18 protein-coding genes are annotated in these 22,632 nt (G+C 61.4%); 6 read left to right on the top strand and 12 right to left on the bottom strand.

The annotated features are described in order from the left end of the window. Positions 1 to 20: 20 nt before the first annotated feature. Together fadB and N8H74_RS23440 are read right to left on the bottom strand one after the other, a co-directional pair. A complete protein-coding gene (gene fadB, locus N8H74_RS23445; protein WP_262150653.1) occupies positions 21 to 2,168 on the bottom strand; it encodes a fatty acid oxidation complex subunit alpha FadB in 2,148 nt (715 codons plus the stop codon). Between the two features lie 538 nt (positions 2,169 to 2,706). Then, the gene (locus N8H74_RS23440; RefSeq protein ID WP_217831541.1) at positions 2,707 to 3,144 is read right to left on the bottom strand and encodes a hypothetical protein; all 438 of its coding nucleotides are present in this window, start codon (positions 3,142 to 3,144) and stop codon (positions 2,707 to 2,709) included. Positions 3,145 to 3,247: 103 nt separating this feature from the next. On the opposite strand from N8H74_RS23440, the gene N8H74_RS23435 reads away from it, so the two are divergent. Next, positions 3,248 to 3,685 carry a universal stress protein gene (locus tag N8H74_RS23435; RefSeq protein ID WP_217831540.1) on the top strand — a complete coding sequence of 146 codons (438 nt, stop codon included), beginning with the start codon at positions 3,248 to 3,250 and terminating at the stop codon, positions 3,683 to 3,685. Positions 3,686 to 3,754: 69 nt separating this feature from the next. On the opposite strand, the gene N8H74_RS23430 is transcribed toward N8H74_RS23435, so the two are convergent. Then, on the bottom strand, positions 3,755 to 5,677 hold the full coding sequence (locus N8H74_RS23430; RefSeq protein WP_262150650.1) for an ATP-binding cassette domain-containing protein: 1,923 nt from the start codon (positions 5,675 to 5,677) through the stop codon (positions 3,755 to 3,757). A gap of 215 nt (positions 5,678 to 5,892) precedes the next feature. Between N8H74_RS23430 and N8H74_RS23425 the strand changes: the two genes are divergently transcribed. Then, the gene (locus N8H74_RS23425; protein WP_262150648.1) at positions 5,893 to 7,821 is read left to right on the top strand and encodes a transglycosylase SLT domain-containing protein; all 1,929 of its coding nucleotides are present in this window, start codon (positions 5,893 to 5,895) and stop codon (positions 7,819 to 7,821) included. Positions 7,822 to 7,958: 137 nt separating this feature from the next. Here N8H74_RS23425 and N8H74_RS23420 read toward each other — a convergent pair whose 3' ends face one another. After that, the gene (locus tag N8H74_RS23420; RefSeq protein ID WP_262150646.1) at positions 7,959 to 9,731 is read right to left on the bottom strand and encodes an ABC transporter transmembrane domain-containing protein; all 1,773 of its coding nucleotides are present in this window, start codon (positions 9,729 to 9,731) and stop codon (positions 7,959 to 7,961) included. 258 nt (positions 9,732 to 9,989) lie between these two features. Between N8H74_RS23420 and N8H74_RS23415 the strand changes: the two genes are divergently transcribed. Further along, positions 9,990 to 10,172 (top strand): PA1571 family protein, encoded by a 183-nt coding sequence (locus N8H74_RS23415; RefSeq protein WP_217831536.1) that lies wholly within the window; start codon positions 9,990 to 9,992, stop codon positions 10,170 to 10,172. Between the two features lie 57 nt (positions 10,173 to 10,229). Here the strand turns inward: N8H74_RS23415 and pdxB are convergent, their stop codons facing one another. Continuing rightward, the gene (gene pdxB, locus N8H74_RS23410) at positions 10,230 to 11,372 is read right to left on the bottom strand and encodes a 4-phosphoerythronate dehydrogenase PdxB (protein ID WP_262150644.1); all 1,143 of its coding nucleotides are present in this window, start codon (positions 11,370 to 11,372) and stop codon (positions 10,230 to 10,232) included. A gap of 159 nt (positions 11,373 to 11,531) precedes the next feature. Here pdxB and N8H74_RS23405 point away from each other — a divergent pair, with 159 nt between their 5' ends. Next, the gene (locus tag N8H74_RS23405; protein WP_262150642.1) at positions 11,532 to 12,941 is read left to right on the top strand and encodes an MATE family efflux transporter; all 1,410 of its coding nucleotides are present in this window, start codon (positions 11,532 to 11,534) and stop codon (positions 12,939 to 12,941) included. Positions 12,942 to 12,989: 48 nt separating this feature from the next. On the opposite strand, the gene tusA is transcribed toward N8H74_RS23405, so the two are convergent. Next, entirely contained in the window at positions 12,990 to 13,241 is a 252-nt protein-coding gene (tusA, locus tag N8H74_RS23400; RefSeq protein ID WP_217831533.1) for a sulfurtransferase TusA, read from the bottom strand. A 113-nt stretch (positions 13,242 to 13,354) separates the two neighbouring features. Further along, positions 13,355 to 14,428 carry a 23S rRNA (cytidine(2498)-2'-O)-methyltransferase RlmM gene (gene rlmM / locus N8H74_RS23395; RefSeq protein WP_262150640.1) on the bottom strand — a complete coding sequence of 358 codons (1,074 nt, stop codon included), beginning with the start codon at positions 14,426 to 14,428 and terminating at the stop codon, positions 13,355 to 13,357. Positions 14,429 to 14,649: 221 nt separating this feature from the next. On the opposite strand from rlmM, the gene acnA reads away from it, so the two are divergent. Beyond that, on the top strand, positions 14,650 to 17,391 hold the full coding sequence (gene acnA / locus N8H74_RS23390) for an aconitate hydratase AcnA (protein ID WP_262150638.1): 2,742 nt from the start codon (positions 14,650 to 14,652) through the stop codon (positions 17,389 to 17,391). A gap of 295 nt (positions 17,392 to 17,686) precedes the next feature. Here the strand turns inward: acnA and N8H74_RS23385 are convergent, their stop codons facing one another. Then, positions 17,687 to 18,502 carry an aminoglycoside phosphotransferase family protein gene (locus N8H74_RS23385; protein WP_262150636.1) on the bottom strand — a complete coding sequence of 272 codons (816 nt, stop codon included), beginning with the start codon at positions 18,500 to 18,502 and terminating at the stop codon, positions 17,687 to 17,689. Next, positions 18,495 to 18,983, bottom strand: coding sequence for an SRPBCC family protein (locus N8H74_RS23380; RefSeq protein WP_217831530.1), 489 nt, complete (start codon positions 18,981 to 18,983; stop codon positions 18,495 to 18,497). Before N8H74_RS23380 ends, N8H74_RS23385 begins: the two co-directional genes overlap by 8 nt. Before the next feature lie 193 nt (positions 18,984 to 19,176). Here N8H74_RS23380 and N8H74_RS23375 point away from each other — a divergent pair, with 193 nt between their 5' ends. After that, complete coding sequence (locus N8H74_RS23375) at positions 19,177 to 19,581, top strand: lysozyme inhibitor LprI family protein (RefSeq protein WP_217831529.1); 405 nt, start codon at positions 19,177 to 19,179, stop codon at positions 19,579 to 19,581. Positions 19,582 to 19,674: 93 nt separating this feature from the next. Here the strand turns inward: N8H74_RS23375 and peaD are convergent, their stop codons facing one another. From peaD to peaB, 3 genes are read right to left on the bottom strand one after another with little or no spacing between them, the layout of a single operon-like run. Next, positions 19,675 to 20,796, bottom strand: coding sequence for a quinohemoprotein amine dehydrogenase subunit beta (peaD, locus tag N8H74_RS23370; RefSeq protein WP_262150634.1), 1,122 nt, complete (start codon positions 20,794 to 20,796; stop codon positions 19,675 to 19,677). A 40-nt stretch (positions 20,797 to 20,836) separates the two neighbouring features. Beyond that, positions 20,837 to 21,160, bottom strand: a complete 324-nt coding sequence (qhpC, locus tag N8H74_RS23365) for a quinohemoprotein amine dehydrogenase subunit gamma (protein ID WP_007971075.1) — start codon at positions 21,158 to 21,160, stop codon at positions 20,837 to 20,839. Between the two features lies 1 nt (position 21,161). After that, on the bottom strand, positions 21,162 to 22,592 hold the full coding sequence (gene peaB, locus N8H74_RS23360) for a quinohemoprotein amine dehydrogenase maturation protein (protein WP_262150628.1): 1,431 nt from the start codon (positions 22,590 to 22,592) through the stop codon (positions 21,162 to 21,164). Positions 22,593 to 22,632: the final 40 nt, after the last annotated feature.

Genomic DNA, 22,632 nt, shown 5'->3' with positions numbered 1-22,632 from the left:
CTCACTCTAGTTGGGGGCGCTTAACCGAAGAAGCTCTGGCCGTTCTTGGCCATTTCGCGCAGCTTCGCGGTCGGGTGGTACAGCGCGCCCAAATCAGCGTACTGGTCGGCCAGGGCAACGAACTCGGCAACACCGATCGAGTCGATGTAGCGCAGCGCACCGCCACGGAATGGAGGGAAACCAATACCGTAGACCAGACCCATGTCGGCTTCGGCGGCGGTTTCGACGATGCCGTCTTCCAGGCAACGCACGGTTTCCAGGCACAGCGGGATCATCAGCCAGTTGATGATGTCTTCGTCAGTGACTTCGCGCTGCTCGTAGACAATCGGCTTGAGCACTTCCAGCACCGACGGATCGGCGACTTTCTTCTGCTTGCCCTTCTTGTCCGCCTCGTAGGCGTAGAAACCCTTGCCGTTTTTCTGACCCAGACGCTTGGCTTCGTAAAGCACGTCCACAGCCGAACGACGATCGTCTTTCATGCGATCAGGGAAACCTTCGGCCATGACGTCACGACCGTGGTGGCCGGTGTCGATACCGACCACGTCCATCAGGTACGCAGGCCCCATCGGCCAGCCGAACTTTTCCATGACCTTGTCGATACGGACGAAGTCCACACCGGCGCTGACCAGTTTGGCGAAACCGCCGAAGTACGGGAACAGCACGCGGTTGACCAGGAAGCCCGGGCAGTCGTTGACGACGATCGGGTTCTTGCCCATTTTCTTGGCGTAGGCAACGGTGGTGGCGATGGCCAGTTCACTGGACTTCTCGCCACGGATCACTTCCACCAGCGGCATCATGTGTACCGGGTTGAAGAAGTGCATGCCGACGAAGTTTTCCGGACGCTTGAGGGCCTTGGCCAGCAGGCTGATGGAAATGGTCGAGGTGTTGGACGCGAGGATGGTGTCCTCTTTGACCTTGTCTTCGACTTCGGCCAGAACGGCTTGCTTGACCTTCGGGTTCTCGACGACCGCTTCCACGACCAGGTCAACATGACCGAAATCGCCGTAGGACAGCGTAGGACGAATGCCGTTGAGCACTTCAGCCATCTTCGCGGCGGTCATGCGGCCTTTGTCGACGCGGCCAACCAGCAGCTTGGCGGCTTCGGCCAGGCCCTGCTCGATACCGTGTTCGTTGATGTCCTTCATCAGGATCGGCGTGCCTTTGGACGCCGACTGATAGGCGATACCGCCACCCATGATACCGGCGCCCAGAACGGCGGCCTGCTTCACGTCTTGGGCGATTTCGTCGTAGGCCTTGGCCTTTTTCTTCAGTTCCTGATCGTTCAGGAACAGGCCGATCAGGCTCTGTGCGGCCGACGTCTTGGCCAGTTTCACAAAACCGGCGGCTTCGACTTCCAGAGCCTTGTCACGACCGAAGTTCGCGGCTTTCTGGATGGTCTTGATCGCTTCGACCGGTGCCGGGTAGTTCGGACCCGCCTGGCCAGCCACGAAACCTTTGGCGGTTTCGAAAGCCATCATCTGCTCGATGGCGTTGAGCTTGAGTTTTTCCAGTTTCGGCTGGCGCTTGGCCTTGTAGTCGAACTCGCCGGAAATGGCGCGCTTGATCAGTTCAAGGGCAGCGTCCTGCAGCTTCTCTGGAGCAACCACAGCGTCGACTGCGCCGACTTTCAGCGCGTCTTCAGGGCGGTTTTCCTTGCCGGCGGCAATCCACTCGATGGCGTTATCGGCACCGATCAGACGCGGCAGACGCACGGTTCCGCCGAAGCCCGGGTAGATACCCAGCTTGACTTCCGGCAGACCGATCTTGGCCTTGGTGGACATGACGCGGTAGTCCGCCGCCAGGCACATTTCCAGACCGCCACCCAGAGCGATACCGTTGATCGCGGCTACGGTCGGAACGTTGAGGTCTTCGAAATCGCTGAAGATCTTGTTGGCTTCGAGATTGCCAGCAACCAGCTCGGCATCCGGCAGCTTGAAGTTGTCGACAAATTCGGTGATGTCGGCGCCGACGATGAATACGTCCTTGCCACTGCTGACGATCACGCCCTTGATCGAAGCATCTGCCTTGATGGTGTCTACGGCCTGACGCAGTTCGTTCAGGGTAAGACGGTTGAACTTGTTGACGGACTCACCCTTGAGGTCGAACTTCAGTTCGACGATGCCACTTTCAAGAGCTTTAACCGTGATGGCTTTACCTTCGTAAATCATCAACTGATCTCCACGATATGGAAGCTGAACAGTACACGTCGGACGCAGGCGAATGACTCGGCAGGACGCTTTTTCGTCGATGCTGACGCCAATCCACCCGGCACACCCGCCAACGCGATAGTCGGGATTCTGTAGGAGCGTTCTGCAATACAAACGCTCAATTCATACGCCCGTTTGATTTGGGTATGTCACCTTCACGGAATTTCCGACAATTGTCAATCGCCCGAAATAGGGGTTGAAATGCGACCTTGCAGTCATTTCCGTAAGACAAAGGCCAGCAACCCGCCGTTGCATGGAAAGCCATTCATAGAATCAATTGTTAGAAAATTCGCCCTAATTCACGGCGCGCCCTGTTTAAAAGGCTACGCTGGCTGGACTACGGGGCAAAACAGGCGCGCTTTTGCTGCCCGACCGAAACCGATCACTGCGCAAAAATTTACCGGCCTGCCTGGCCAATCCCGCCCGATGAAGCATGTCGGGCTTTTTATTGCTCGTCTGCCGGACGTTTCGCACCGTTGCAGCGCGAAAAGTCCGCGAGTCATGCCAGCGCTTTCAGCGTGGCGTCTATGTCGTGCAAAACTGTCGCTTCGCCCTTCTCGCCCCAGTAAAGGGCAATCATCTGTTTGTCCGCTTCGATCTTGAAAACGTTGCCCGGCAATTTTTCGAAATGATTGACCAGCAGCGGATCCTCACACACTTCCTGCCACTGATTGACCCACACACCCGGCGACTTCTGCCAGTACGTCCAGCATGCCGGCTGCTTGCCGCGTCGTGGACGATGGTATTGCGCGCACGGGTTCGGCGGCTCTGGCGCCAGCCAGTGCGGCCACTCCTGGGGGGCCAGTTGCATGGCCAGGCCAAGGCGCCTGGCCTCCATGCGCAGGGCCATTCGCCCACTCTGCACACGCGACGGTCGCAACCACGCCAGCGGACTCAAGACCACCAGCAGGATTGACACCACCAACCAGACCGTCATATCTCTACTCCCGATTTTAGATGAGCCCATTGTGTCACTTTGGAACCAATGCGCTTGAAACCAGCCATACTTAACAATATTGAAACCTCAGGAGGAGCACCTCATGCCCTACCACCATATCCTGGTCGCCGTAGATCTGACCGAAGAGTGCGACCCTGTGATTCACCGCGCCCGAGAGCTGTCGGTGAGCAATGGCGCCAAGCTGTCGCTGGTGCATATTGTCGAACCGATGGCCATGGCCTTCGGGGGTGACGTACCAATGGATCTGTCACAACTGCAACAGCAGCAGTTCGATCAGGCCAAGGAGCGTCTCGAGCGCCTGAAGCACAAGTACAACGAACTCGAAGGCGCCAATTGCCACCTGACCTACGGCCAGCCGCGCCAGGAAATCCACCACTTCGCCAAGGAGCAGCAATGCGACCTGATCGTGGTCGGCAGCCATGGCCGGCATGGCCTGGCGCTACTGCTGGGCTCGACCGCCAACGATGTGCTGCACGGCGCGCCTTGTGATGTGCTGGCGGTGCATCTGGTAAAACGCTAGCCCCTCAGGCACCTACAAAAAGCCCGGCCTCACGCAAATGAGGCCGGGCTTTTTCACAACGGGAACCGATCAGGCATCCAGCTCGGCCCAACGCTCCACCATGGCGTCCAGTTCGGCCTGCAATTGCTCGAGCGCGGCAATGACCTTGGCGGTTTCGGCCGGCGGACGCTGATAGAAACCGGCTTCGGCCATTTCAGCTTCGACAGCGGCGATCTGCTGCTCCTTGGCGTCGATGTCACCCGGCAGGGCTTCCAGTTCGCGCTGCAGCTTGTAGCTCAGCTTCTTCTTGGCCGCCGGCGCCGCCGCAGCAGGCGCCGCCACCGGAGCGGGCTCGGCCGTCACCACTGCCGAGTTCAGGTCGGCCTTGCCAGACTTGCTTTCGGTCACGCCCAGCAGGCGCGGCGAACCGCCCTGACGGATCCAGTCCTGATAACCGCCAACGTACTCGCGCACCTTGCCTTCGCCTTCGAAAACCAGGGTGCTGGTGACCACGTTGTCGAGGAATGCCCGGTCGTGGCTGACCATCAGCACGGTGCCGCTGAAGGTCAGCAGCACTTCTTCGAGCAGTTCGAGGGTTTCCACATCGAGGTCGTTGGTCGGTTCGTCGAGCACCAGCAGGTTTGCCGGCTTGCTGAACAGTTTGGCCAGCAACAGACGCGCACGCTCGCCACCGGACAACGCCTTGACCGGCGTGCGGGCGCGCTGCGGGCTGAACAGGAAGTCGCCGAGGTAGCTCAGGACATGGCGGTTCTGGCCGTCGATTTCGATGAAGTCGCGACCTTCGGCCACGTTGTCGATCACGGTTTTTTCCAGTTCCAGTTGATGGCGCAACTGGTCGAAATAGGCCACGTCGATCTTGGTGCCCTCTTCCACCGTGCCGCTGGTCGGCTGCAGACCGCTGAGCATCAGTTTCAGCAGGGTGGTCTTGCCAGTACCGTTGGCGCCGAGCAGACCGATGCGGTCGCCGCGTTGCAGCACCATGGAGAAATCGCGGATCAGGAACGGGCCGCCCGGGTGAGCGAAGCTGACGTTTTCCAGCACCATCACCTGTTTGCCGGACTTCTCGGCGGTTTCCAGCTGAATGTTGGCCTTGCCGGTGCGTTCACGGCGCTCGCTGCGTTCGACGCGCAAGGCTTTCAGGGCGCGCACGCGGCCTTCGTTACGGGTGCGACGGGCCTTGATGCCCTGGCGGATCCACACTTCTTCCTGGGCCAGACGCTTGTCGAACAGCGCGTTGGCGGTTTCCTCAGCGGCCAGCGCGGCTTCTTTATGCACCAGGAAGCTGGCGTAGTCGCCGTTCCAGTCGATCAGGCCGCCGCGATCCAGTTCAAGAATGCGGGTGGCGAGGTTTTGCAGGAAAGAACGGTCGTGCGTGATGAACAGCACGGCACCCTGGAAATCCTTCAGCGCTTCTTCGAGCCAGGCGATCGCACCGATGTCCAGGTGGTTGGTTGGCTCGTCGAGCAGCAGCAGATCAGGTTCGGACACCAACGCCTGTGCCAGCAGCACGCGACGACGCCAGCCGCCGGACAACTCGGCGAGGGTCTTGTCGGCCGGCAGTTGCAGGCGGCTCAGGGTGCTGTCGACGAGGGTTTGCAGACGCCAGCCGTCACGGGCTTCAAGGTCGTGCTGAACGTGCATCAGTTTTTCCAGATCGGCGTCGGTGACGATGTTCTGGCTCAAGTGATGGTATTCGGCGAGCAATGCGCCCACGCCGTCCAGGCCTTCAGCGACCACGTCGAACACGGTCCGTTCGTCGGCCACCGGCAACTCCTGGGGCAATTCGCCGATTTTCAGACCGGGGGCACGCCACACCGCGCCGTCGTCAGGCTTCTGGTCGCCCTTGACCAGTTTCATCATGCTGGACTTGCCAGTGCCGTTGCGACCGATGATGCACACCCGCTCACCACGGGCGATCTGCCAGGACACCTTGTCCAACAACGGCATCGCGCCGAATGCAAGGGACACATCGCTGAATTTGAGCAGGGTCATGAGCTTCTCCAAAAACCGGGCGCGCATTCTACCTGACTTGAGACTTCAGCAGGCCGGCAATTTGTCTGTCGACGCACTCTGCACAACATTTGTTGCGAACTTGTGCGACAAGGCCCGCAAAGCTTTCACCGCCTGCTGGCAAAAGGCTAAGCTACGGATAATTCAGTGTCGGCAATGGTCGGCGCTTATTCATGATTTCTCTGCCCGGATGTCTCATGCGCAGTCGCCTTCTCAGTGTCTTGTCCTGTTTGCTACTTTCCGCCGCTGCCGTTCAATCCGCTCAGGCGGTGGACCTGTCCACCCAACGTCAATATTACGATGAAGCCAAACGCGCCCTGGCCAAGGGCGATACCGGCCCTTATTTCCGCTACAGCCAGGCCCTGGCCGATTATCCGCTGGAGCCGTACCTGGCCTATGACGAGCTGACCGCTCGCCTGAAAACCGCCAGCAATGCCGAAATCGAAAAATTCCTCGCCGAACACGGTGACCTGCCCCAGGCCAACTGGATGAAGTTGCGCTGGCTGCGCTGGCTGGCCGATCGCGGCGATTGGGCCACCTTCGTCAAGTATTACGATCCGAAACTCAACTTCACCGAACTGGACTGCCTGAATGCGCAGTACCAGATCAGCCACAACAAAAAGGCCGAAGGCTTCGCCAACGCCGAAAAACTCTGGCTCACCGGCAAGTCGCAACCCGCCGCTTGCGATGCGTTGTTCGGCATGTGGGCTGCCGAAGGCCAGTTGACCGAGCAGAAGCGCTGGGAGCGGGCCAAGCTCGCCGCACAGCATCGCAATTATCCCCTGGCCAACAGCCTCGTCAGCGGCCTGACCACCCTCGGCCCGCGCGGTCGCCTGCTGGTGGACGTGGCGCAGAAACCCGAACTGCTCAATCAGCCGTCACGCTTTACCCCGGCCGACGAGCCGATGTCCGATGTGGTCAGCCTCGGCCTGCGCCGTCTTGCCCGCCAGGACCCGGACAAGGCCATGGACCTGCTCGACGGCTATGCCAGCAGCATGCGTTTTTCCCGCGATGAAAAAGTTGCGATCGCCCGGGAAATCGGCCTGACCCTGGCCCGGCGTTTCGACAGCCGCGCACTGGACGTGATGACCAAATACGATCCGGAACTGCGCGACAACACCGTCTCCGAATGGCGTCTGCGCCTGTTGCTGCGACTGGCACGCTGGGACGATGCCTATCAACTGACCCGACGCCTGCCGCAAGACCTGGCCACCACCAACCGCTGGCGCTACTGGCAGGCGCGCAGCCTGGAACTGGCCCAGCCGCAGAACCCGGAAGCGCAGACGCTGTACAAGAACCTCGCGCGGGAACGTGATTTCTACGGTTTCCTCGCGGCCGACCGCTCGCAGTCGCCTTACTCGCTGGTGAACAAACCGCTGGTGCTCAGCCAGGCCACCATCAACAAGGTGCGCAACACTCCCGGTGTACGCCGCGCGCTGGAGTTCCACGCCCGTGGGCAGATCGTCGACGGTCGCCGCGAGTGGTATCACGTCAGCCGTCACTTCAACCGCGATGAAATGGTGGCCCAGGCCAAACTGGCCTATGACCTGAAATGGTATTTCCCGGCGATCCGCACCATCAGCCAGGCGCAATACTGGGATGACCTGGACATTCGCTTCCCGATGGCTCACCGCGACACCCTCGTGCGCGAAGCCAAGGTGCGTGGCCTGCATTCGAGCTGGGTATTCGCCATCACCCGTCAGGAAAGCGCCTTCATGGACGACGCCCGCTCCAGTGTCGGCGCCAGCGGCCTGATGCAACTGATGCCCGGCACCGCCAAGGAGACCGCCCGCAATTTCAGCATTCCACTGGCCTCGCCTCAGCAGGTGCTGGACCCGGACAAGAACATTCAGCTCGGCGCTGCCTACCTGAGCCAGGTACACAGCCAGTTCAACGGCAACCGCGTCCTCGCCTCCGCCGCCTACAATGCCGGCCCCGGCCGCGTGCGCCAATGGCTGCGCGGCGCCGACCACTTGAGTTTCGACGTGTGGGTGGAAAGCATCCCGTTCGACGAAACCCGCCAGTACGTGCAGAACGTGCTGTCCTATTCGGTGATCTACGGCCAGAAACTCAACTCGCCACAACCGCTGGTGGATTGGCATGAGCGGTATTTTGACGATCAGTGATGGATACCCGCACTACCGATAATTTCGTACAAACAAAACGCCCGCATCGAGAGATGCGGGCGTTTTTCATGGCGCCCCTCCGGGTCGATTACTTGGTCGATTACTTGGTCGATTACTTGGTCGGTTACTTGGTCGGTCTAGGCGCCATGACCATCATTGAACTGCAACGCCGCCAGCCGCGCATACAGCGAATTGCTCGCGATCAACGCCTGATGCGTCCCCACGGCGACCAGTCTGCCCTGATCCATCACCGCGATCCGGTCGGCGTTTTTCACTGTCGCCAGGCGGTGGGCGATGACCAGGGTGGTGCGGTTATGCATCAGCCTGGGCAAGGCTTGCTGGATCAGGTGTTCGCTCTGCGCGTCGAGGGCGCTGGTGGCTTCGTCGAGCAGCAGGATCGGCGCGTCCACCAGCAGCGCGCGGGCGATGGCCAGACGCTGACGCTGACCGCCGGAGAGGCCGAGGCCGCCGTCGCCCAGGTGCGTCTGATAGCCGTCGGGCATTTGTTCGATGAAGTCGTGGGCGTGGGCGATTTTCGCCGCCTCGCGGACTTGCTCCGACTTGGCTGTCGGGCAGCCGTAGCGGATGTTTTCTTCCACGCTGCCGAAGAACAGCGCCGGCGTTTGTGAAACCAGCGCGAAGCAGCGACGCAGATCCAGCGGATCAAGGCTGGTCAGCGGCACGCCATCGAGCAGCACTTGCCCTTCGCCGGGATCGTAAAAACGCAGCAGCAAGTCATACACCGTGGACTTGCCCGCGCCGGACGGTCCGACCAGCGCCAGGGTTTCGCCCGCCCTGACCGTCAGACTCAAGCCATCGACCGCGTAGCTTTGCGGACGCGACGGGTAGGAAAAACGCACGTCTTGCAGTTCCAGTTCGCCCTTGACCCGCTCCGGCAACGTCACCAGCCCGCTGGTGGGCGGCTGAATGATGTTTTCCGAACGCAGCAGCTCGGCGATGCGCTCGGCGGCGCCGGCCGCTCGCTGCAACTCACCGATGACTTCGCTCAAGGTGCCGAAGGCGCTGCCGACGATCAGGCTGTAGAACACGAAGGCCGCCAGCTCACCGGCGGATATGCGCCCGGCCATCACGTCCATGCCGCCGACCCACAACATCACCGCCACCGCGCCCAACACCAGGACGATGACCAGCGTGATCAGCCACGCGCGCTGGAAGATCCGTTTGCGCGCCGTTTCGAACGCCTGCTCGACGGTCGTGGCGAAGCGCTGCTCATCCTGCACTTGATGGTTGTAAGCCTGCACGGTCTTGATCTGGCCGAGGGTTTCGGAAACGTAACTGCCGATATCGGCGATCCGGTCCTGACTCAGCCGTGACAGATTGCGCACCCGCCGACCGAAGATCAGGATCGGCGCGATGACCAGCGGCAAGGCGATCACCACAATGCTGGTGAGCTTGGGGTTAGTGATGAACAGCAGCACAACCCCGCCAATCACCATCAGCAAATTACGCAGAAACAGCGACAACGACGAGCCGATCACCGATTGCAGCAACGTGGTATCGGCGGTCAGGCGCGACTGGATTTCCGAGCTGCGGTTGTCCTCGTAAAACCCCGGATGCAGGTACACCAGATGGTTGAACACCTGTCGCCGGATGTCCGCCACACAGCGCTCACCGATCCACGACACCAGATAGAACCGGGCGAAGGTGCCGAGCGCCAGCCCGAGCACCAGCAGCATGAACAGGCCGATCGACTGGTTGAGCAAGTGCGGCGACTGGGTCATGAAACCCTGGTCGACCAGCAGACGAATGCCCTGTCCCATCGACAAGGTGATGCCGGCGGTGACGATCAGCGCCAGCAATGCACCGAACGCCTGCCAGCGGTAAGGCGCAAGAAAATGACTGGTCAGGCGCAAGGCGCGGCGATGGCGCGAGGAAAGCATCGGGATCATTCAGGTTCACATTTCGTGCAGATGGATGGGGCCAGCCTGGACATTCAATGGGGTGGAACTCTGCAAATCACAATGAGTCAGGTTAATTATGACCGCCAAGACTAGCCCCTAGACGCTATCGGTCTAAAGTCCGGGTTGAGACGAGCGGTCATTTCTGCTTGAGTGGAGATGCCGTTCCAGAGCGACCGCAGGGAGTTGTCACAGCCCGGTCACCTGGCGGTTTTATTCTGGGTACACAACCTGATGAGGAGACAGGCCATGTCCTTGCAAAACAGCAGCGATGACAAGATTCAAGTGATCCGCACCAAACCCGGCCAGCCCCTGGGTTGCTCGATCATCGATAAGGATGGCCGTGAAGTACCGATCACTGAAGACATGATCCAGGACGCCTGCCGCGAACTGGACAAGCGATTGGTCAAGCAGCCTGCCGAACAAGAGTGATATAGCCACCGTCTTCCTGACCCGGCCCCTTGGGCCGGGTTTTTTCTGCCCGGTCGATCAGACCAGTACCGCGCCCAGTGCCGTCACGATCTTGCGCAATACCGGCGAATCCCCTTCGATCCGCACTTTCAGCCCTTCGATCTCACGCCGAACCGGATACTGCTTGCGCAACACGTCAAACGCCGCGCGCTGTTCGCCGACGCTGCCGATCAGGCTGTTACGGAAGTCCGCGTCGTCCCGGCGCGGGTCGTACACGCCACGGCACAGCATTGCCAGCGCCCAGGCCGGATCGCTCTCGGCATGCAGGGAAACCTGCGACAACCACGGCGTCGGCAGCAGATCGGCGAGCTGGATGCTGGCGGGCTGGCCGATGAACTCGCAGTACGCCTGATAGATCTGCGCCGTACCGCGTTGCTTGCCGTCGAGGCTGTAACCGGCAATGTGCGGCGTCGCCAGCACGCAGAGCTCAGCCAGGGCCACATCGACTTCAGGTTCCGCTTCCCAGACGTCGAGCACCGCTTGCAGGTCTTCACGTTCCAGCAACACTTTGCGCAGCGCGGCGTTGTCCACCACCGGGCCGCGAGCCGCGTTGATCAGCCAGGTGCCGGGTTTGAGTCGCTGCAAGCGCTGCTGGTCGAACAGGTGCCAGGTTGCGCCGTCGCCGTTACGGGTCAACGGTGTGTGCAGGCTGATAACGTCGCACTGCTCGATGATCTGCTCCAGGCTCACATAGTCGCCCCCCTCGGCGGCCTGACGCGGCGGGTCGCAGACTTTCACGTTCCAGCCCAGCCCTTGCAGGACCTTGATCAAACGCCCGCCGACCTCGCCGGCACCGACCACGCCGTAGGTGCGTCGGGTCAGGTCCGCGCCCTCGATTTCGGCCAGGGTCAACAGACTGCCGAGGACGTAGTCGACCACCCCCCGCGCATTGCAGCCCGGCGCGCTGGACCAGCGAATGCCGGCCTCGGCGAAGTATTCGAGATCCAGATGATCGGTGCCGATCGTGCAGGTGCCGACGAAGCGCACCTGGCTGCCCTCAAGCAGCGCACGATTGACGTTGGTCACCGAGCGCACCAGCAACACGTCGGCCTGTTCGACCGTGGCACGGTCAATGGAGCGGCCCGGCACGCGGCGAATCTCGCCGAAACCGGCAAAAAATGCATCGAGCAACGGGATGTTTTCGTCGGCAACAATCAGCATGGCAAGGCTCCTTGGGCGGATCGGCAGTTTAGGTGCAGATGCCGCGATGGGCCAGCAGGTTTGCGCTTACAAATCCGCAACAGAGGATTTTTCCTGACCAAGGCGTCAGGGGCGTAGAATGCGCCGCCTTGCGCATCAACCTCCGTGGACGCTTTGCCTGTGAATTCCGTGACCGCCCGCCCTGCCGCCGTTTCCCTCAACCGCCCCGCCCGGGTTCGCCTGGAGCTGAGGAATCTGCTCGCCCTGGCCTTGCCGATCATCATCGCGCAACTGGCGACGACGGCCATGGGCTTCGTCGATGCGGTGATGGCCGGCCGCGTGGGGCCACGAGATCTGGCGGCGGTGGCGCTGGGCAACTCGATCTGGGTGCCGGTGTTTCTGCTGATGACCGGCACCCTGCTGGCCACCACGCCGAAAGTCGCCCAGCGTTTCGGCGCCGGCACCCACAGCGAGATCGGCCCGGTGGTGCGTCAGGCGTTGTGGCTGGCGCTGGTGGTGGGCCTGATCGCGACGTCGATGCTGGTCGCCGCCGAGCCGATCCTGCACCTGATGAAAGTCGATCCGGAACTGATCGGCCCGTGCATGCAATACCTGCACGGCATCGCCAGCGGTTTGCCAGCAGTGGCGTTCTACCATGTGCTGCGCTGCTTCAGTGACGGCCTGGGCCGTACCCGGCCGGCGATGGTGCTGGGCCTGTGCGGCCTGGCACTGAACATTCCGCTGAACTACATCTTCATTTATGGCCACTTCGGCGTGCCGGCCATGGGCGGCGTCGGCTGCGGCTGGGCCACGGCGATCGTGATGTGGGTAATGGCGCTGGGCCTGGCCGGTTACGAGCGCTGGGCGCCGGCCTATCAGTCGAGCGAGCTGTTCAGCCGTTTCGACTGGCCGCAATGGGCGGTGATCAAGCGTTTGCTGGCTATCGGCCTGCCGATCGGCATTGCGGTGTTCGCCGAATCGAGCATTTTTGCGGTGATCGCGCTGCTGATCGGCAGCCTCGGCGCCACCGTGGTGGCCGGGCACCAGATTGCGTTGAACGTCAGCTCCCTGGTGTTCATGATCCCCTACTCGCTGGGCATGGCCGTGACGGTGCGGGTCGGCCAGGCATTGGGCCGTGAAGAACCCCGTGAAGCGCGGTTCGCCGCAGGCGTCGGCATGGGCACCGCGCTGGCCTATGCCTGCCTGTCGGCGAGCATGATGTTGCTGATGCGCGAGCACATTGCGGCGATCTACACCGCTGACCCGATGGTGATTCACATCGCGGCGATGCTGATTGTGTACTCGGCGCTGTTCCAGTTTTCCGACGCGATCCAGGTCACCGCCGCCGGCGCCCTGCGCGGTTACCAGGACACCCGGGTGACGATGATCCTGACCCTGTTCGCCTACTGGGGCATCGGCCTGCCGGTGGGTTACGCCCTCGGCCTGACCGACTGGCTCGGCGAGCCACGCGGCCCGAGCGGCTTGTGGCAAGGCCTGATCGTCGGCCTCAGTTGCGCGGCGCTGATGCTGTCGGTCCGCCTGACCCGCAGCGCCCGCAAGCGCATTCGTATCAGTCGCTCGGCGGGCTGATCGCCGATAAAAAAAGACCTGCATAAGCAGGTCTTTTTTTGTGTCCGATCAAGCGGACTTCTTGCGGATCCAGTACAGATAGGTGCCGGCGTCTTCGTGCTGTCCCACCAGTTCATGGTCGAGGAACACGCAGAACTTGGGGATATCGCGCTTGGTCGAGGGATCGGTGGCGATCACCTTGAGCAGGCCGCCGGGTGCCAGATCGCGGATGTGCTGATGCAGCATCATCACCGGCTCCGGGCAGTTGAGGCCGGTGGCGTCGAGGGTGCCGTCGACCGGCGTATCGATCATTTCACTCATGATTCACTCCTGAAACTGGCCGGCATTGTCGCGCATTGGCGGGTGCCGGGTCACCTGTGGCGTTGCGCCACACCTGCGGGAGCAAACACGCTCCCTCAGGTTTATTGGCGGTGTCAGCGGGACTTTGGCTTTTTCACGTCGTGGCGGCGCAGATGGCAGGTCACTTCCTCGCGGTCGTGGTACAGCTGTTTGCAGCCGATGTCGACCTTGATGCCCCGCGCCTTGAAGCCGTCGGCGATGCGCTCCAGCAAACGCTTCACTTCGGCGTAGCGCTGTTTCATCGGCAACTTGAGATTGACCACCGCTTCCCGGCAGTGCCCCTCGCCGATCCACTCTTCGAGCATCGCCGCGTTGCGCGCGGGCTTCTCGACGATGTCGCAGACCATCCAGTCCACCGGTTGTTTCGGCTTGAAGGTAAAACCGTCCGCCATCAAGTGTTGCACCAGGCCGGTGTCCATCAGGCTCTCGGCCATCGGGCCGTTGTCGATGGCGGTCACCAGCATGCCGCGATTGACCAGTTGCCAGGTCCAGCCACCCGGCGCTGCGCCGAGGTCGACCCCGGTCATGTCGCTGTGCAGGCGCTCGTCCCACTGCTCCCGTGGGATGAAGTGGTGCCAGGCCTCTTCCAGCTTCAAGGTCGAACGGCTCGGCGCTTCGCGAGGGAACTTCAGACGCGGAATGCCCATCGGCCACATCGCCGAGTTGCCGGCGTCGGCCAGACCGAGGAACACTTCCCGGCCACTTTTGAAGGTCAGCAGCAGGCGCGGTTTGCTGACGTCGTCCACCAATTTGCCGGCAACGGTCAGGGCCTTGCGCAGCGGGCCTTCGAATTTCTTGCAGAAGTTCGACAGTTCCTTGCCGTCATTGGTGTCGACGACTTCCAGCCACAGGCTGCCGCACACCGGGAATTCGGCCATCTGCGCGAGAATCACGCTGATGCGGTCGGTTTCCGGCAGATCGATGAACAAGCCCCGCGCCCACTGGCGCGGGAAGATCAGTTCGGCGAAATTCTGGCCGCGCATCAGACGCTCGGCGCCATCTTCTTCGGTGCAGACGAATTCGGCGCAAGCGGTGGCCGGCTTGGCTTTGGCGTAGCCGGCGACGTTCAACCGGGCGGCAAGGTCGGAAATCTCCGAGCAGACTTCGCCTTCGAAGCCTGGCCGGCAATGCATGAATAGGGTGTTCATTCTTACTCCTGGGCAGCGGGCGATCATTCGGCCGCTGCGCGATGTCCAGGCTTGCGCTGACGCAAAGCCTGTCACGAAAACCGGCGCATGATAGCCCATGTCGGAACCTTGGTTCTGTCCATAGAGTCCAGTTATTAGCCAGCTACCTAAAACGGGGCTAGGTTTAAAGCTCTATTCATCCCCTCAGTCCGTAGCCGTGCGGATTCAAAGGAGTGATCGTAATGCCGTCCCTCGATAGCCTGAAAACCCTCAAAACCCTGCCGATTGGCGACAAGACCTACCACTATTTCAGCCTGCCGGATGCCGCCAGGAGTTTGGGCGATCTCGACAAACTGCCGATGTCGCTGAAAGTCCTGCTGGAAAACCTGCTGCGCTGGGAGGACGACAAAACCGTCACCGGCGCCGACCTCAAGGCCATTGCCGCCTGGCTCAAGGAGCGCCGCTCCGACCGGGAAATCCAGTACCGCCCTGCCCGCGTGCTGATGCAGGACTTCACCGGCGTCCCGGCCGTGGTCGACCTCGCCGCAATGCGCGCCGCCATGGCCAAGGCCGGCGGCGATCCGCAGCGGATCAATCCGTTGTCGCCGGTGGACCTGGTGATCGACCATTCGGTGATGGTCGACAAGTTCGCCAGCGCCAGCGCCTTCGAGCAGAACGTCGACATCGAAATGCAGCGTAACGGCGAGCGCTACGCCTTCTTGCGCTGGGGCCAGAGCGCCTTCGACAACTTCAGCGTGGTGCCGCCGGGCACCGGGATCTGCCATCAGGTCAACCTCGAATACCTCGGCCGCACGGTATGGACCAAGGACGAGGACGGCCGCACCTACGCCTTCCCCGACACCCTGGTCGGGACCGACTCCCACACCACCATGATCAACGGTCTCGGCGTGCTCGGCTGGGGCGTCGGCGGGATCGAGGCAGAAGCGGCGATGCTCGGGCAACCGGTGTCGATGCTGATTCCGGAAGTGATCGGCTTCAAACTCACCGGCAAACTCAAGGAAGGCATCACCGCGACCGATCTGGTGCTGACCGTGACCCAGATGCTGCGCAAGAAAGGCGTGGTCGGCAAATTCGTCGAATTCTATGGCGACGGCCTCGCCGACCTGCCGCTGGCGGACCGTGCGACCATCGCCAACATGGCACCGGAATATGGCGCGACCTGCGGCTTCTTCCCGGTCGATGACGTGACCCTTGAATACCTGCGTCTGTCCGGCCGTCCCGTCGAAGTGGTGAAACTGGTCGAGGCCTACACCAAGGCTCAGGGCCTGTGGCGCCTGCCGGGCCAGGAACCGGTGTTCACCGACAGCCTGGCGCTGGACATGGGCAGCGTCGAAGCCAGTCTCGCCGGACCGAAACGTCCGCAGGACCGGGTTTCGCTGCCGCAGGTCGGCCAGGCGTTCAGTGACTTTCTCGACCTGCAATTCAAACCGACCAGCAAGGAAGAAGGTCGTCTGGAAAGCGAGGGCGGCGGTGGTGTTGCCGTGGGCAATGCCGATCTGGTGGGCGAAACCGACTATGAATCCGACGGCCAAACCTATCGCCTGAAAAACGGTGCCGTGGTGATCGCCGCCATCACCTCCTGCACCAACACCTCGAACCCGAGCGTGATGATGGCCGCCGGGCTGCTGGCGAAAAAAGCCGTGGAAAAAGGCCTGACCCGCAAGCCATGGGTCAAGAGTTCCCTGGCCCCCGGCTCGAAAGTGGTCACCGACTATTACAAGGCCGCCGGGCTGACCCAGTATCTGGACCAACTGGGCTTTTCCCTGGTCGGTTATGGTTGCACCACCTGCATCGGCAACTCCGGGCCGTTGCCGGAACCGATTGAAAAAGCCATCCAGAAAGCTGACCTCACGGTGGCCTCGGTGCTGTCCGGCAACCGCAACTTCGAGGGCCGGGTACATCCACTGGTGAAAACCAACTGGCTGGCCTCGCCACCGCTGGTGGTCGCGTTCGCGCTGGCCGGCAGCGTGCGCACCGATATCAGCAACGAGCCCCTGGGCAACGATCAACAGGGCAATCCGGTGTACCTGCGCGACATCTGGCCGAGCAGCAAGGAAATTGCCGACGCGGTGGAGCGGGTCAATACCGAGATGTTCCACAAGGAGTACGCCGAGGTCTTCGCCGGCGACGAACAATGGCAAGCGATCAAGGTGCCGCAGGCCGCGACGTACGTCTGGCAGGACGATTCGACCTACATCCAGCATCCACCGTTCTTCGATGACATCGCCGGCCCGTTGCCGCAGATCAAGGATGTCCAGAGTGCGCGAGTGCTGGCCTTGCTGGGCGACTCGGTGACTACCGACCACATCTCCCCGGCCGGCAACATCAAGGCCGACAGCCCCGCCGGGCGTTATCTGCGCGAACAAGGCGTGGAGCCACGGGACTTCAACTCCTACGGTTCACGCCGGGGCAACCATGAAGTGATGATGCGCGGCACCTTCGCCAACATCCGTATCCGCAACGAAATGCTCGGCGGGGAAGAAGGTGGCAACACGATCTATATCCCTACCGGCGAGAAACTGGCGATCTACGACGCGGCCATGCGTTATCAGGCCTCGGGCACCACGCTGGTGGTGATCGCAGGGCAGGAATACGGCACCGGTTCCAGCCGCGACTGGGCGGCCAAGGGCACCAATCTGCTGGGCGTGAAAGCGGTGATTGCCGAGAGTTTCGAGCGGATTCACCGTTCCAACCTGGTCGGCATGGGCGTGTTGCCTTTGCAGTTCAAGCTCGATCAGAACCGCAAGACTCTCAACCTCACCGGCAAGGAAACCCTGGACATCCAGGGCCTGACCGGCGTCGAGCTGACACCGCGCATGAACCTGACGCTGGTGATCACCCGCGAAGACGGGCGTCAGGAGAAAATCGAAGTGCTGTGCCGCATCGATACCCTGAACGAAGTTGAATACTTCAAGTCGGGCGGAATCCTGCATTACGTGTTGCGGCAGTTGATTGCCTCTTGATCCGCTTTGATCGTTCCCCCGCTCCGCGCGGGGGACGATCTGCAAACACGGCTGGAGACGGCACTTTCCTACAGGCGAAAAAAAACCCGCCGAAGCGGGTTTTTCCCAAGACCATATCGACTCCCTGTCGGCAGCGATCCTTGCATTGGTCGATCATCCGTGATCCTGAAACACTCCCTGTGCTTCAGTTGATGAGGCTAGATTACGCTTCGGATCCAATCGGCAATAGTCGACATAGCTACCATCGCGTGTAAGACATTCGCCATAGCGCCCCTTCCGAAAACCCTTAGCCCTGTCAGGCATCGAGCGCGCAAGCCGCGAGCTGTGCGACTTTCAGCTGCCCCGCAGCGGCCGTTTGCTCGTCATCCTCCAGGAACCACGCAGCAGACAGTCCCGCGAACGCCAGCACCCATTGCAGCAAACGTCGGCGCTCCAGCCCTGCCGCTTCGCAGATGACCTCGACCTGTCGTCGAAAGCGTTCGGGATCGGTGGCGGTGGGCAACTCGGGGTTGCAGATCAGGTTGGCGTAGTCATAGCCGCGCTCACCGCACACCCGTTTGGGGTCGATGGCCAGCCAGCCACGCGGGCCGAAGTCCAGCACATTGTCGTGGTGCATGTCGCCGTGCAGCACCACAACCTCCTGAGGTTCGGCGAGCAAGGTTTCGGCGGTCTGCAAGCTGCGCCTATACACCCCACCCTGTTCGGCGGCAGCCATTCGCAGCGAAGCGAACCATGGCGCCAGCTCCACCAGCGGCGGTGGCGGCGTTGGACGCGGTGCATGCAAGCGCGCCAGCGCCGTACACAGGATCCGGCTGGCCGTGTCGTCCTCGCCATTGAGCGCCATGTGCATCAACGAACGCCGGCCCATGGCCCGCTCCAGCAGCAACCCGTCCTGATGCTGGGCCAGCACCCGGGCCGCGCCGTCGCCATCCCACCAGGTCATCAGCAGATTGCCGTACTTTTCCTCGGCATCCACGGCGACCTTGAGCATCGCCGGGGTATCGCCCCGGCGCACCGGCAACAGACGGCTGCCCGGGGTGATGATCGGCGCGCCGTCCGGCACCAGCGCCCAGCGTTGCAGCCACGGCTCGAACAGGTCGCCGTCAGCCACCCTCACGCTCCCGGGCCCGATCACTTTCAATGAGGAATTGCTCGAGCCGGCTCATTTGCTCCTCCCAGCCACGACTGTCCATGTAGTACGCCTCTTTCTGGCGAAAATCGGGGATGTGCGCAAAGCCTGTCTCGGAGACTTTCAGCAAGGTGCCGCCCTCGTAATCCTCCAGCTCGAACTTGACCAGCGTGGTCGGCTCCGTGGAGTAATCGATCTTCGGGTTCACCGCGTAGGGATGCCAGCGGAAGGAAAACAAGGTCTGCGGTTCGACGCGCTCCACCAACACATTCCATAACACATGCTCATAGCCGCGATACGTGACCTGCCCCTGCGTCCACTCACCGGCGATGAACCGCCGGCCCTCCAGCGCAACGCCAAACCACTGGCCGAACGCCTCCGCATCGACCAGAGCGCGCCAGACGTGGGAACGCGGCGACTTGAGGGTGATTTTACGTTCAAAGCTGTTAGGTACTGGTTTCATACGTCACCTCCTGTTTTGAACAGTAGGCTTGTATGACCACATGTCCAATGCGAAGTTGTATCAATCCCGTGCGGACGCTCGATCGCGGCGACGGCTGACCCGTTGCTCAAGGCGTCCAGGCTGCGCGAATCTCAGTAGTGCATTGAAGTCACTACACTGCTCGGCACGTCCATTCATCACAGTGAGAACCCTTATGTCCCCACGCCTCTTTTTGCTCCTGACGCCATTGCTGTTCACCTCCCTGGCCCACGCCGCCGTCGACTGTGCCAACGCCAGCGACCAGTCGACGATGAACCAATGCGCCGGGCAGGAATTCAAGGCGGCGGACAAGGAACTGAACACGGTCTACCAGCAGATCACCGCGCGACTGAAGGACAACCCCGACGGCAAAAAGCTGCTGGTGGGCGCGCAACGGGCGTGGATCGGGTTTCGCGATGCGGAGTGCAAGTTCTCTGCGTCCGGGGTGACGGGCGGGAGTGTTTATCCGCTGATCTACAGCAACTGCATGACTGGCGTGACCAAGGCACGGGTCGAGGCGCTCAAGCAGTATTTGAAGTGTGAGGAAGGTGATTTGGGGTGCCCGGTGCCTGGGGCCTGATGACTTGAAGGTTGTGACGGCCTCATCGCGAGCAAGTCGACTCGGTACAACGACTCGACTTGCTCGCGATGGCGGCAGTTCAGGTGAGGCAAATTAACGGACGAAAACCTGCGCCGTGGTAATCGCCATATCCCCACCCGGCAACTTGATACTGCCGGTCTGTTTCATCGTCTCCGCATCGAAGATCGCCACATCGTTGAACGTCCCGGCCAGGTAGATCTTGGTGCCCTCCTTGTTGAACGAAATGCAGTAGTAGGAATGATCCAGGGTTGCCGCCTGAATCAGCTTCTTCTGCTTGATGTCGTACTTGGCCAGGCGGTTGAGCACGCCGAACATCAGGTTCGGGTCCTTCGGCGAGCGCATGCCGCTGAAGTAGATTTCCGTCAGCGGGCCGAAGTCGGTGGTTTCGGTCTTGCCGGTCTTCAGGTCGATGCTGAACAGGCCGTACAGGTATTCGGCGGTGGCCGGGTCCTGCTTCTTGTCCTTGAACTTGGCAGCGGTGTAGAGCAGCGAGAAGTCGTGGCGATAAGTCTGCTGGTTCCACACGTAGAGCACGTCCGGTGCGCTGTAGTTGGGGCGCTTCCAGTGGCGACTGGGGATCAGCACATCGAATTTGCCGGTTTTCACATCGACCTTGTACACATCGGCGCCGGCCACATACAACGTGCCATCATCGCCGCTCTGCATGATCGTCAACTGCCGTGGCGCCGCAAAGCTGCGCACCGGTTTGGCGTTCATCCCGGCGTCAGCGGCGTAGACATCCAGGCGCGGCTGCCTGACCTCGTAGCGGTCGTTGAGCATCAGCGTCGGGTTGGCGATGGTGTAGATTTCCTTGCCGTCATGGCTGACCGTAAAGGCGAACATCGACCGCGCCTTTTCCCCCGGTTGCTGGGTGATGCTGGCGTGGAACACCTGTTTGCAGTTGTCCAGTTCGACACCGTAAACGTCGGCGTAATGGTTGTTCAGCACATAGGCGGTCTTGCGATCCGGCGACAGCTGCACGGTGCCGGGACCGAAAGCGTCGGGCATCTTGCAGGTCTTGTACAGGCTGTCGGTGGCCAGGTCGATGACGTTCAGGTTGTTCGGGTAATTGGTGGTCAACATGTATTCGTGACCGTCCTGCAGCGCGGTGTTCTCATCGGCCAGAACACTGAACGAACAAACGCTCAGCGCGGCGAACGCGGCCAGGCCGCAGGCTGTGTTGATGCTAGGCATGCTGGAATCCTTCTTCTTGTACGCTGCTTGTTCAAGGGCATCATTTGTCTTTCGGGAAGACCGTGCCGAGGTTGCGCCAGTTTTCGTTGGACGCCTGGGCATCCTTGTTCCAGTCCGGGTAGGTGCTCATCATGTCCGGCACCTGGGCCGGCCACCAGCAAGGGTCGGAGCAGCCATACAGGTCCGCCTCCATCGGCTGGCACAGCGACGACACCCCGCCGAACGCATCGATTTCCCAGCCCGGATCGGTGGTCGAGGCGCAACCGGCGACGGAGCTCATCGCCACCACCTCTTCAATGCGGTTCTCGTCCGCCGCCTGATCCAGCTTCAACGCTTTGTTATTGATTGCCTTGAGATGTTTCATATCAGTGAGCCTTGCGCGGAGTGATGTAGCTGCTGATGAACGCAGGGTTATTGGCCATGATCCGGGTGTAGACCTCGATGCCGAAATCGACCCAGTCACGCATCAGTTCGCAATAGTGATACGTCGGGTGCGCCGCATCGCCGTAACGGGCGTAGCTCTCGTGGTAGCAGCCGCCGGAACACAGGTTGCGGATCCGGCAGTCGTGGCAACCGGTGTTGGTGCGATCCAGGCGCTGGGACAGGAAGTCGTTCAGTTCAACCTGTTTCACACCGTTGTGGACGTTGCCGAAAGTCGGTAGCGATGAGCCGGTGAAGCGGTGGCACAGGTTCAGCTCGCCCTTGTGATCGACCGCCAGCATCTTCAATCCCGCGCCGCACGGCAGCGCCTTTTTGTGGCCTTCGTGGATATCGGTGATCAACTGGTGCAGGTTGGAAAAGCCGATGTTGCGATGTTCCAGTGCCGCGTCCAGATAACGTCGCCCGAGGCGCTTCATGCTGGCGAACACCTCGACCAGTTCGGCGTTGCTCAGGTTGAAGCTGCTGATGTCGCCAGAGGTCACCGGGGCAAACCCGACTTCCGCGAACTTCAACTCGTTGAACAGGTGATCCCAGATGGTTTCGACATCGGTGACACCCGTGGTCAACGTCACCCGCGCGCCGACCGGACGGCTGTTGTAGCGCGACAGCAGCATCTCGGCCTTGCGCCGCACCACGTCATAGGTGCCCTGCCCGCCCACGGTGATGCGGTTGCGGTCGTGCACGGTTTTCGGCCCGTCGATGCTCACCGACAAACCGAAGCGGTGGGCATTGAGATAGTCCACGGTTTCTTCGGTGAGCAGCGTGGCGTTGGTGGTCATGACGAACTCGACGAACTTGCCTGCCTCGGCAAAGCGTTTTTCGCAGTAGTCGACCATGTACTCGATCAGCTTGCGGTTGCTCAGTGGTTCACCGCCGAAAAACACCACGGTGAAACGCTCTTCGTCGGGGGACTCGCGCAGCAGCATTTCCACGGAGGCGATGGCAGTCTCGACGTCCATTTTCTTGCCGGCGGACGGCTTGTCGAGGTCTTCCTTGTAGCAGTAGGTGCAGCTCAGGTTGCAGCCGGTGTTGACGTTGAGCACCACGGTGTTGATCGCCGTGCGCTCGACCCGTTTGACAGCGATGTCCGGGGTCAGTGGCGAGCCGTCGCTGACCAGCTCCAGCGAGATCAGCTCGCGCAGGGTCTCGTGGATTTCCTCGCCGTTGAAGCGCGCGCCAAGGCGCTGGATCAGGTCTTCCGAGGAGCAGCCGGGGCCGCGCAACGCGTCGATGATGGTGCCGGTCAGCTCATCGCTGGCGAACAGCGAACTGCTGGGGATATGGAACAGCATGCGGTCGGCATCAACGTGCACTTCGTGCAGGTTACGCTCGACCAGATTCAAGATAGCGCCCATTGCAAACCTCCTGTGCAAGCCCCGTCCGGCGGGACCTGCG

Origin of the sequence: Pseudomonas sp. B2M1-30 (assembly GCF_025447575.1) — a bacterium.
GTDB classification, from domain to species: Bacteria; Pseudomonadota; Gammaproteobacteria; order Pseudomonadales; family Pseudomonadaceae; genus Aquipseudomonas; species Aquipseudomonas botevensis.
This window is presented reverse-complemented; position numbering and strand designations above follow the sequence as displayed.

What these genes read in the sequence shown, in the direction of transcription:
- fadB (WP_262150653.1), bottom strand. Translation starts at nt 2,168, where the DNA reads ATGATTTACGAAGGTAAAGCCATCACGGTTAAAGCTCTTGAAAGTGGC.
- N8H74_RS23440 (WP_217831541.1), bottom strand. Translation starts at nt 3,144, where the DNA reads ATGACGGTCTGGTTGGTGGTGTCAATCCTGCTGGTGGTCTTGAGTCCG.
- N8H74_RS23435 (WP_217831540.1), top strand. Translation starts at nt 3,248, where the DNA reads ATGCCCTACCACCATATCCTGGTCGCCGTAGATCTGACCGAAGAGTGC.
- N8H74_RS23430 (WP_262150650.1), bottom strand. Translation starts at nt 5,677, where the DNA reads ATGACCCTGCTCAAATTCAGCGATGTGTCCCTTGCATTCGGCGCGATG.
- N8H74_RS23425 (WP_262150648.1), top strand. Translation starts at nt 5,893, where the DNA reads ATGCGCAGTCGCCTTCTCAGTGTCTTGTCCTGTTTGCTACTTTCCGCC.
- N8H74_RS23420 (WP_262150646.1), bottom strand. Translation starts at nt 9,731, where the DNA reads ATGATCCCGATGCTTTCCTCGCGCCATCGCCGCGCCTTGCGCCTGACC.
- N8H74_RS23415 (WP_217831536.1), top strand. Translation starts at nt 9,990, where the DNA reads ATGTCCTTGCAAAACAGCAGCGATGACAAGATTCAAGTGATCCGCACC.
- pdxB (WP_262150644.1), bottom strand. Translation starts at nt 11,372, where the DNA reads ATGCTGATTGTTGCCGACGAAAACATCCCGTTGCTCGATGCATTTTTT.
- tusA (WP_217831533.1), bottom strand. Translation starts at nt 13,241, where the DNA reads ATGAGTGAAATGATCGATACGCCGGTCGACGGCACCCTCGACGCCACC.
- rlmM (WP_262150640.1), bottom strand. Translation starts at nt 14,428, where the DNA reads ATGAACACCCTATTCATGCATTGCCGGCCAGGCTTCGAAGGCGAAGTC.
- acnA (WP_262150638.1), top strand. Translation starts at nt 14,650, where the DNA reads ATGCCGTCCCTCGATAGCCTGAAAACCCTCAAAACCCTGCCGATTGGC.
- N8H74_RS23380 (WP_217831530.1), bottom strand. Translation starts at nt 18,983, where the DNA reads ATGAAACCAGTACCTAACAGCTTTGAACGTAAAATCACCCTCAAGTCG.
- N8H74_RS23375 (WP_217831529.1), top strand. Translation starts at nt 19,177, where the DNA reads ATGTCCCCACGCCTCTTTTTGCTCCTGACGCCATTGCTGTTCACCTCC.
- peaD (WP_262150634.1), bottom strand. Translation starts at nt 20,796, where the DNA reads ATGCCTAGCATCAACACAGCCTGCGGCCTGGCCGCGTTCGCCGCGCTG.
- qhpC (WP_007971075.1), bottom strand. Translation starts at nt 21,160, where the DNA reads ATGAAACATCTCAAGGCAATCAATAACAAAGCGTTGAAGCTGGATCAG.
- peaB (WP_262150628.1), bottom strand. Translation starts at nt 22,592, where the DNA reads ATGGGCGCTATCTTGAATCTGGTCGAGCGTAACCTGCACGAAGTGCAC.